This window comes from Brevibacillus sp. LEMMJ03 (assembly GCF_007197875.1).
Taxonomy (GTDB): domain Bacteria; phylum Bacillota; class Bacilli; order Brevibacillales; family Brevibacillaceae; genus Brevibacillus; species Brevibacillus thermoruber.
Map to the genome: position 1 here is coordinate 38,667 of NZ_VKJN01000025.1, position 6,459 is coordinate 45,125.

The 6,459-nt window shown below is 55.8% G+C and carries 5 protein-coding genes and 2 pseudogenes; all 7 read left to right on the forward strand.

The window, feature by feature from the left end; translation table 11 throughout:
- The first annotated feature begins 164 nt into the window (after positions 1–164).
- Positions 165–995, forward strand: a complete 831-nt coding sequence (gene cpaB, locus FOI68_RS21165; protein WP_029100851.1) for a Flp pilus assembly protein CpaB — start codon at positions 165–167, stop codon at positions 993–995.
- 3 nt (positions 996–998) lie between these two features.
- On the forward strand, positions 999–2,156 hold the full coding sequence (locus FOI68_RS21170) for a CpaE/TadZ family protein (protein ID WP_035298853.1): 1,158 nt from the start codon (positions 999–1,001) through the stop codon (positions 2,154–2,156).
- Between the two features lie 12 nt (positions 2,157–2,168).
- Positions 2,169–3,554: a TadA family conjugal transfer-associated ATPase gene (locus FOI68_RS21175; RefSeq protein WP_029100849.1), complete on the forward strand. Its 1,386-nt coding sequence runs from the start codon at positions 2,169–2,171 to the stop codon at positions 3,552–3,554.
- Positions 3,532–4,458, forward strand: a complete 927-nt coding sequence (locus FOI68_RS21180) for a type II secretion system F family protein (protein ID WP_029100848.1) — start codon at positions 3,532–3,534, stop codon at positions 4,456–4,458. The genes FOI68_RS21175 and FOI68_RS21180 overlap by 23 nt, the downstream gene beginning before the upstream one ends.
- A 4-nt stretch (positions 4,459–4,462) precedes the next feature.
- Positions 4,463–5,400: pseudogene (locus tag FOI68_RS24310) on the forward strand (type II secretion system F family protein).
- Between the two features lie 114 nt (positions 5,401–5,514).
- Positions 5,515–5,730, forward strand: a complete 216-nt coding sequence (locus tag FOI68_RS21190) for a hypothetical protein (protein ID WP_035290422.1) — start codon at positions 5,515–5,517, stop codon at positions 5,728–5,730.
- Between the two features lie 109 nt (positions 5,731–5,839).
- Positions 5,840–6,459 (forward strand): annotated as a pseudogene (locus FOI68_RS21195) (VWA domain-containing protein); the annotation flags it as partial.

Consider the following 6,459-nt stretch of genomic DNA (forward strand, 5'->3'; position numbering starts at 1 on the left):
TGCTTTCAAAATCTTTCGACATGTTTCGCGGCTGGCATGATGGAGCATCCAGGAACCCCATCCTGCGCTTTCCGACCCAGTCGTGAGCCGATCCGCATGGTCTGACAGCATCATGCCGTGTCTCGCGGCTGACACCATTTATCCAAGGAGAGGGAATCATCTGCATGCTGGAATCCAAACGACGTGCCATCATTTTTCTCACATTGTCCTTTTTGCTTGCGGCTCTGGCGGGCTTTCTGTTTCTGAAAAAAATCAAGGATTTGAACGCCGAACTGGGGGAAATGGTGGAGATTTACGTGGCGAACGCCGACATTCCGTCCCGCTCGCTGATTCAGCCGGATCAGTTGACGACGAGGCCCATCCCGAAGAAATACGCGGATCAATCCTACGTGACCGACAAACTGAGCCTGAAAAACCAGGTGACGGTCGTTCCCCTGTCCAAGGGCGACGTCATTACCAAAAACATCCTCAAGCCCGCCAACATCGTCCGGGACCAAAATCACCGCCTGATCACGGTGTATGCCGGGGGGAACATCATCTTCGACCAGGAACTGGAGGCGCTGGACCGCGTGGACGTCATCATCTCGCACGAGGTGAACGGTAAGCCGGTGACGGAAGTGTTCATGAAAGACGTGCCGGTGGCGATGGTGGCCAAATCGGAGGGCAAGTTTAAAGGCGTGGCGCTGGAACTGCCATTTGAGGACGTGCCCCGGTTCATCCATCAGCAGAACTACGCTGAGCTCATGCGGATCCTGAAGGCCAATGTCGGCAAAGGAGAAGCGGCCATTCCCGAGCCGTTTCAAGAAACGAAACCCGGCCAGCAGGAGACGCCTGGCAAAAGCCCTGCGCCCGGAACCAAACCGGCCGCAAGTCCGGCGGCAAAACCGGCGTCACAGGCGCCGCAGACACCTCCTGCGCCGCAGACATCCCCTGCGACGGCGCCAAACGCGGGACAGCCCGCGAAGCAGCAAGCAGGAACCAAAACCGGAGGGTAAGGCATGAAAACGGAACTCAACATTCTCGTCGTAGCCGATTACGATTCGGTGAAAGACCTGTTGCGGGAATGGCTCGCTCCCTACGAGCATGTGCAGTACACCACATCGATGGAAGTGAAGAAAGAGATTGACCGGATCGGACCCGATGTCGTCCTGCTCGTGCAGCCGGAAGACGGGGCGGGGGTGGAACTGGTTCAGTACATACAGGGCGAGCTGCCCGAGGGAATTGTCATTTTTCTCACGGAAGAGCAGGATTTCGTCCTGCTGCGGGATGTCGTCCGCGCCGGTGCGGTTGAATACATCGTGATGCCCGACGAACTGGCGCTGCTGACGGACCGTCTGGAGAAAATCTCCGAGCTGGCGCAGATGCAGCAGCGCAAAAAGGGAGCGGACGCGTCCGGCAAGGCGTTGGTCCGCGGCCGGGGAAAAGTGTATTCCTTTTACAGCGGAAAAGGGGGGAGCGGCCGCACGCAGCTTGCCACCGGCTTTGCGCAGGCGTTGAAACTGGAATCCACCGCCAGCGTCCTGCTGATCGACCTCAACCTGCAGTACGGCGGCGTGGAAACCTTTCTCTCGCTAGACAGCAATCGCACGCTGGCCGATCTGATGCCGGTCATGAACGAGATGAACGAGAACCACATTCGCAATGTGGCGCAGCGGGAGATCCATTCCAAGCTGGAAGTCCTGGTCAGTCCGCGTGATGCGGAGACAGCGGAGCACATCTCGGAGGAATTTGTCACCCGGTTAATCCGCGCCAGCCGCCGCAGCTACGATTTTGTCATTGTCGACCTGCCGTCGTACATGAACGAGCTGACCTACACGGCGCTGACGGAGTCGGACCTGATCTACTACGTGATGAATCTCGACACGCCTTCGGTTCAGATCTACCGGCTCGCGGAAGAATTGTTCAGACGGCTTCGGATCGATACCGCCGGCAGGCTGGAAGTCGTCGTCAACCAGGTGGGCAGGGACAACGAATTGGCCGTTTCCGACTTGAAGGGGTTGATCACCGCCCCGATCACCGCCGAAATCAGCAGGGATCACCAGGGCGTTCAGGCGGCCGTCAATCAGGGGAAGCCGCTGCAAAAAGAAGCGAACGAGAAAAAGCTGTCTCCTGCGGCGAAGGACATTCGCAAATGGGTGCTCAGGAAATTGTCGTAAGGGGGGAGTTCGATGGCATTATTCCGACGCAGGCATGAAAAGACCCCGCCTGGCGATGAGGCACCCCGGACCCTTGCATCTCCGCTTGCGGCTCCTTCCTACAATCCGTACCTGGACGAACTGGCGGAACATTACAAGGCCCGACTCTTGCGGGAGACCAACCTGGAACGGCTGACCAGCCTTTCGTCGACCGAGATGCGCCTGGCGATTGAGCGCCTGGTATCCCAATACATGTCGGAAGAAAAGGTCGTCATTCCGCGAAACGAAAAGGAACTGCTGCTCACCCGCCTGATCAACGAATCCGTCGGTCTGGGACCGCTGGAGCCGCTGCTGAACGACCCGGAGATCACGGAAATTTCGATCAACGGCCACAGTCAGGTGTACATCGAGCGGAACGGCCGCCTGGAACTGACCGATTTGAAGTTTCGCGACGAGGAGCATCTGCGCCACATCGTCGACCGGATCGTGGCGCCGCTCGGACGGCGGATCGACGAGAGCTCGCCGATGGTGGACGCCCGCCTGAAGGACGGCAGCCGCGTCAACGCGGTGATTCCTCCCATCAGCCTGAATGGCACGCTGGTCTCGATTCGGAAATTCCGCAAAGACCCCTACACCATGGATGACCTGATGCAGTTTGGCTCGTTCAACGAGGCGATGTCCCGCTTCCTGCAGGCGGTCGTCGAAGCGAAAATGAACGTGCTCATCTCCGGAGGCACCGGGAGCGGGAAGACGACGCTGCTCAATGCCGTAGCCTGCGCCATTCCCCCCTATGAGCGCGTCATCACGATCGAGGATTCGGCGGAACTGAGGCTGGCCCACCCCAACTGCGTTGGGCTGGAGGCCCGCCCGCCCAACATGGAGGGAAAAGGGGAGATCACCATTCGACAGCTCGTGAAAAACTCCCTGCGGATGAGGCCGGACCGGATCATCGTCGGGGAGGTGCGGGGCGCCGAAGCGTTTGACATGCTGCAGGCGATGAACACGGGGCACGAAGGATCGCTCACCACCGTTCACGCCAACTCGCCCCAGGATGCGTTCAACCGGCTGGAGGGCATGGTCGTGATGGCCGGCATGGATTTGCCGTCTTCCATCATTCGGGAGTACATCGTCAGCGCCCTCGACATCATCGTGCAGGTGACGCGTCTCTCCGACGGGACGCGCAAGATCGTCTCCATTTCGGAAGTGGTGACAACCGAAGAAAAACGCGTGGAAGTAAACGAAATCTTCCGCTTCCAGCGCACCGGCATCGGGAGCAGGGGGGAAGTGCTGGGGTACTTCGCCGCAACCGGCGTCGTGCCCCGTTCGCTGGAAAGACTCAGAACGTTTGGTATCGAGATTGACGAATCGCTGTTTGCGACAGGCGAGGTGAAACGACGTGAGCATCTCCATTCTGTTTAGTCTCTCCGTTCTGCTCGGGATATGGGGGCTCTATGAATACCTGGGATACCGGGCGAAAAAGACGGAATGGAAAAAACGAGCGGAAGAGTGGTACGATGTCAAATCCCAGCGCAAAAGTTTTCTCCTCGACTGGGGGGATCGCTTCGACCGTACCCCCCATGCCAGGCAGATACAAGGCAAGCTGATCAAAGCAAATATTTCCCTTGCCCCTTCCGAGTATTACGGCATTATGCTGGTTGGCGCGTTTGGGTTGGCCTTCTTTTTCAACAACGTCGTCGGGCTGACATTTCCCTACAATCTCATCGCCGGCTCCGCCGCCATGTACCTGCTGCAAAACCTGCTGTTTCTCGTGCGGCGAAACAAGTACCAGGAGCGCTTGAACGACCAACTGTCGGAGGTGTGCCGCCTGCTTGCCAACTCGCTGCGCGCAGGGCTTACGCTGACACAGGGAATTGAACTGGTGGCCAAGGAAATCCCGCAGCCAGCCGGGCAGGAGTTTACACGCATGGCGCGTGAAATGCGGTTGGGAGTCAGTTTTGACAAGGCGCTCGCCGATATGGAAAAGCGCATTCCGACCCGGGATTTTCGGATTTTTGCGGCCACGCTGTACATCCAGCGGCGCGCCGGAGGGAACCTCAGCGAAGTGCTGCAGGAGATGGCAGAAACGCTGGAGGATCGGCGGATCGTCAACCAGGAGATCAAGACGATGACCGCCGAACAGCGCTACGTCTCCATTCTGGTACCGATCATGCCGATCGCCCTGGTGCTGATGATGAACACGATGAACAAGGGGTTTATCGATCCGCTGTTCTCCGGCTTCGGACTGATCCTGCTGGGCGTGTTTATCCTGGGAACGATCCTGTCCTATGTGCTGGTCCGAAAAGTAACCAATATAAAGGTGTGAGACGATGGACGCGCTCATGGTCACCTGTCTGTTCCTGTGTTTGCTCTTTTTCGCCATTTTTTTGAAGGAAACCTACCGCTATTCCGTGGAGAAGGAAAAGCTGCTCACCCACATCCACGAAACCACGGGAAGACGGGGATACGAGATCCGCAAGCGGGAAACTTCTGCCGAAAAGTGGATGAAAAAACTGCTGCAGTACAGCGACGATTACGCGGCACTGGGGCAGAGGATCAACTTTTTCAGCGAGTCGCACGAGGTGGAGGAGTGGCTGCTGAAAGCGGGCCGCCCGTTGGACCTGAGCGTGGAACGCTTCCAGGGGACAAAAATCCTGCTCGCCCTGATTGGCGTCATCGCCGGTACCGTTTTCTTTGTCCTCGGCTTTCCGCTCGCTCCCTACGGACTGATCGTCTGGCCGATGGTCGGCTACTTTTTGCCGATCATCCTGCTGAAAGAAAGGCGAGGGAGCGGCAGGAGCGGCTTCGCTACGATCTGCCTGAGTTTCTCGACACGGTCAGCGTGACGCTGCAGGCAGGCGTCAGCCTGGATCAATCGCTGCGCTCGGTTATTCAATTTTTTCCCGGACCGCTGCAGGAAGAGTTCTCCCGCTTCAATCAGGAGCTGGATCTGGGGGTGCCGCGGGAAAAAGCGTATGAACAGCTGCTGCGGCGCAATGACAACCCGGAGTTTCAAATGCTGATCAAAGCGCTGATACAGGGGATGCGCCTGGGCGTTCCGATCGCGGTCACGTTCAAAATCCAGTCCGAGAACATGCGGCGCATACGCAAGGAGCTGATCAAGGAGAAAGCGGCAAAAGCCTCGCCCAAAGTAACCCTGATCACCACGTTTGTCGTGGCGCCTACCGCGATCGCCCTGATCGGCGGATTAATGGTGTTAAACATCTTGGAGAACACTTCGATGTTTTCCGACATGTTGAGCAAATAAAGCATGGACTTTGGGGGAGGTGATACCTTCGTCAGAATGGTTGTTTGAAGGGTTGGGAAGTTTGGAAGAATGCAGGATCACAAACATTTTTATCCATGAAGGGAGACATGAAACATGATGACAAACACGATTCAAAAATGGTATGCCAAGATGCTGGTATCCTTGAACAATCAAAAAGGGGCCCAGGCAATTGAGTGGATAGCGCTTGCGGGGGTGATTCTGGCTGTGTTTGCTTCGATTCAGTTGTTTTTTAAGGGGGATGATGCAGTTGGAAGTGCTGTTTCCAATACTCTGTCCAAAATCATCGAAGGCATTGGTGGAGGAGAATAATTAACAGATATATTGTTTGGCTAATAGGTGCTGGCAATCAGTCATCTGTTTTGCCAGCTTCTTTACATAATGAGTGGCTCAAACAAAAGGAGGAGGCGTTGCTTCTTTCATGAGAACATGCAAATCATTTTTTTTCCTTATCCTCCTCGTTTTTATTAGCGGTTTGTATGGTTGTTTTGCTGATAGGGAGGAACCGGTCGTTACAGAACCTTCTTCTAAAAAGCCAGAGTCACAATCTGTACAGCCTAATGACATTGATCATGAAGAAAACGCAACGTCTGGGGAAAGCCCCATCGACAAGGAAAAGCAGATCGAGGTACTCAAGGCTTTAATACCAGAAGGAGTGACTCAATTCCCCGAAACAGCAGAGGATTTTTATAACTTACCACCCGGACGCTTTTCAGGCGTTCAATATGGCAAGCAGAAAGAAGAGATCGATAAGGTGCTTCAGCAATTCCCCCATATCGAAAATCCAGATCGCGAAACGCTTGAGTTGTACTATCTCGCCCTGCTCGGTCTGTTTGCCGAAGATTATCCAGAACCGCAGGAAATTATCAACCAGATCAAGCTTGCTTCATTTGGCAGCCCGGAGATGGATGATCCCCGTTTTCAGTTCAAGGAGCAGTACAACGTGATGATCGTGCTGGACGCCAGCGGCAGCATGGGCAATATGGCGGGCGGCAAGACGAGAATGGAAGCGGCCAAGGAAGCGATCCGCTCGTTTGCCGC

Coding starts and splice junctions, on each gene's coding strand:
- cpaB (WP_029100851.1), top strand. CDS start 165: ATGCTGGAATCCAAACGACGTGCCATCATTTTTCTCACATTGTCCTTT.
- FOI68_RS21170 (WP_035298853.1), top strand. CDS start 999: ATGAAAACGGAACTCAACATTCTCGTCGTAGCCGATTACGATTCGGTG.
- FOI68_RS21175 (WP_029100849.1), top strand. CDS start 2,169: ATGGCATTATTCCGACGCAGGCATGAAAAGACCCCGCCTGGCGATGAG.
- FOI68_RS21190 (WP_035290422.1), top strand. CDS start 5,515: ATGATGACAAACACGATTCAAAAATGGTATGCCAAGATGCTGGTATCC.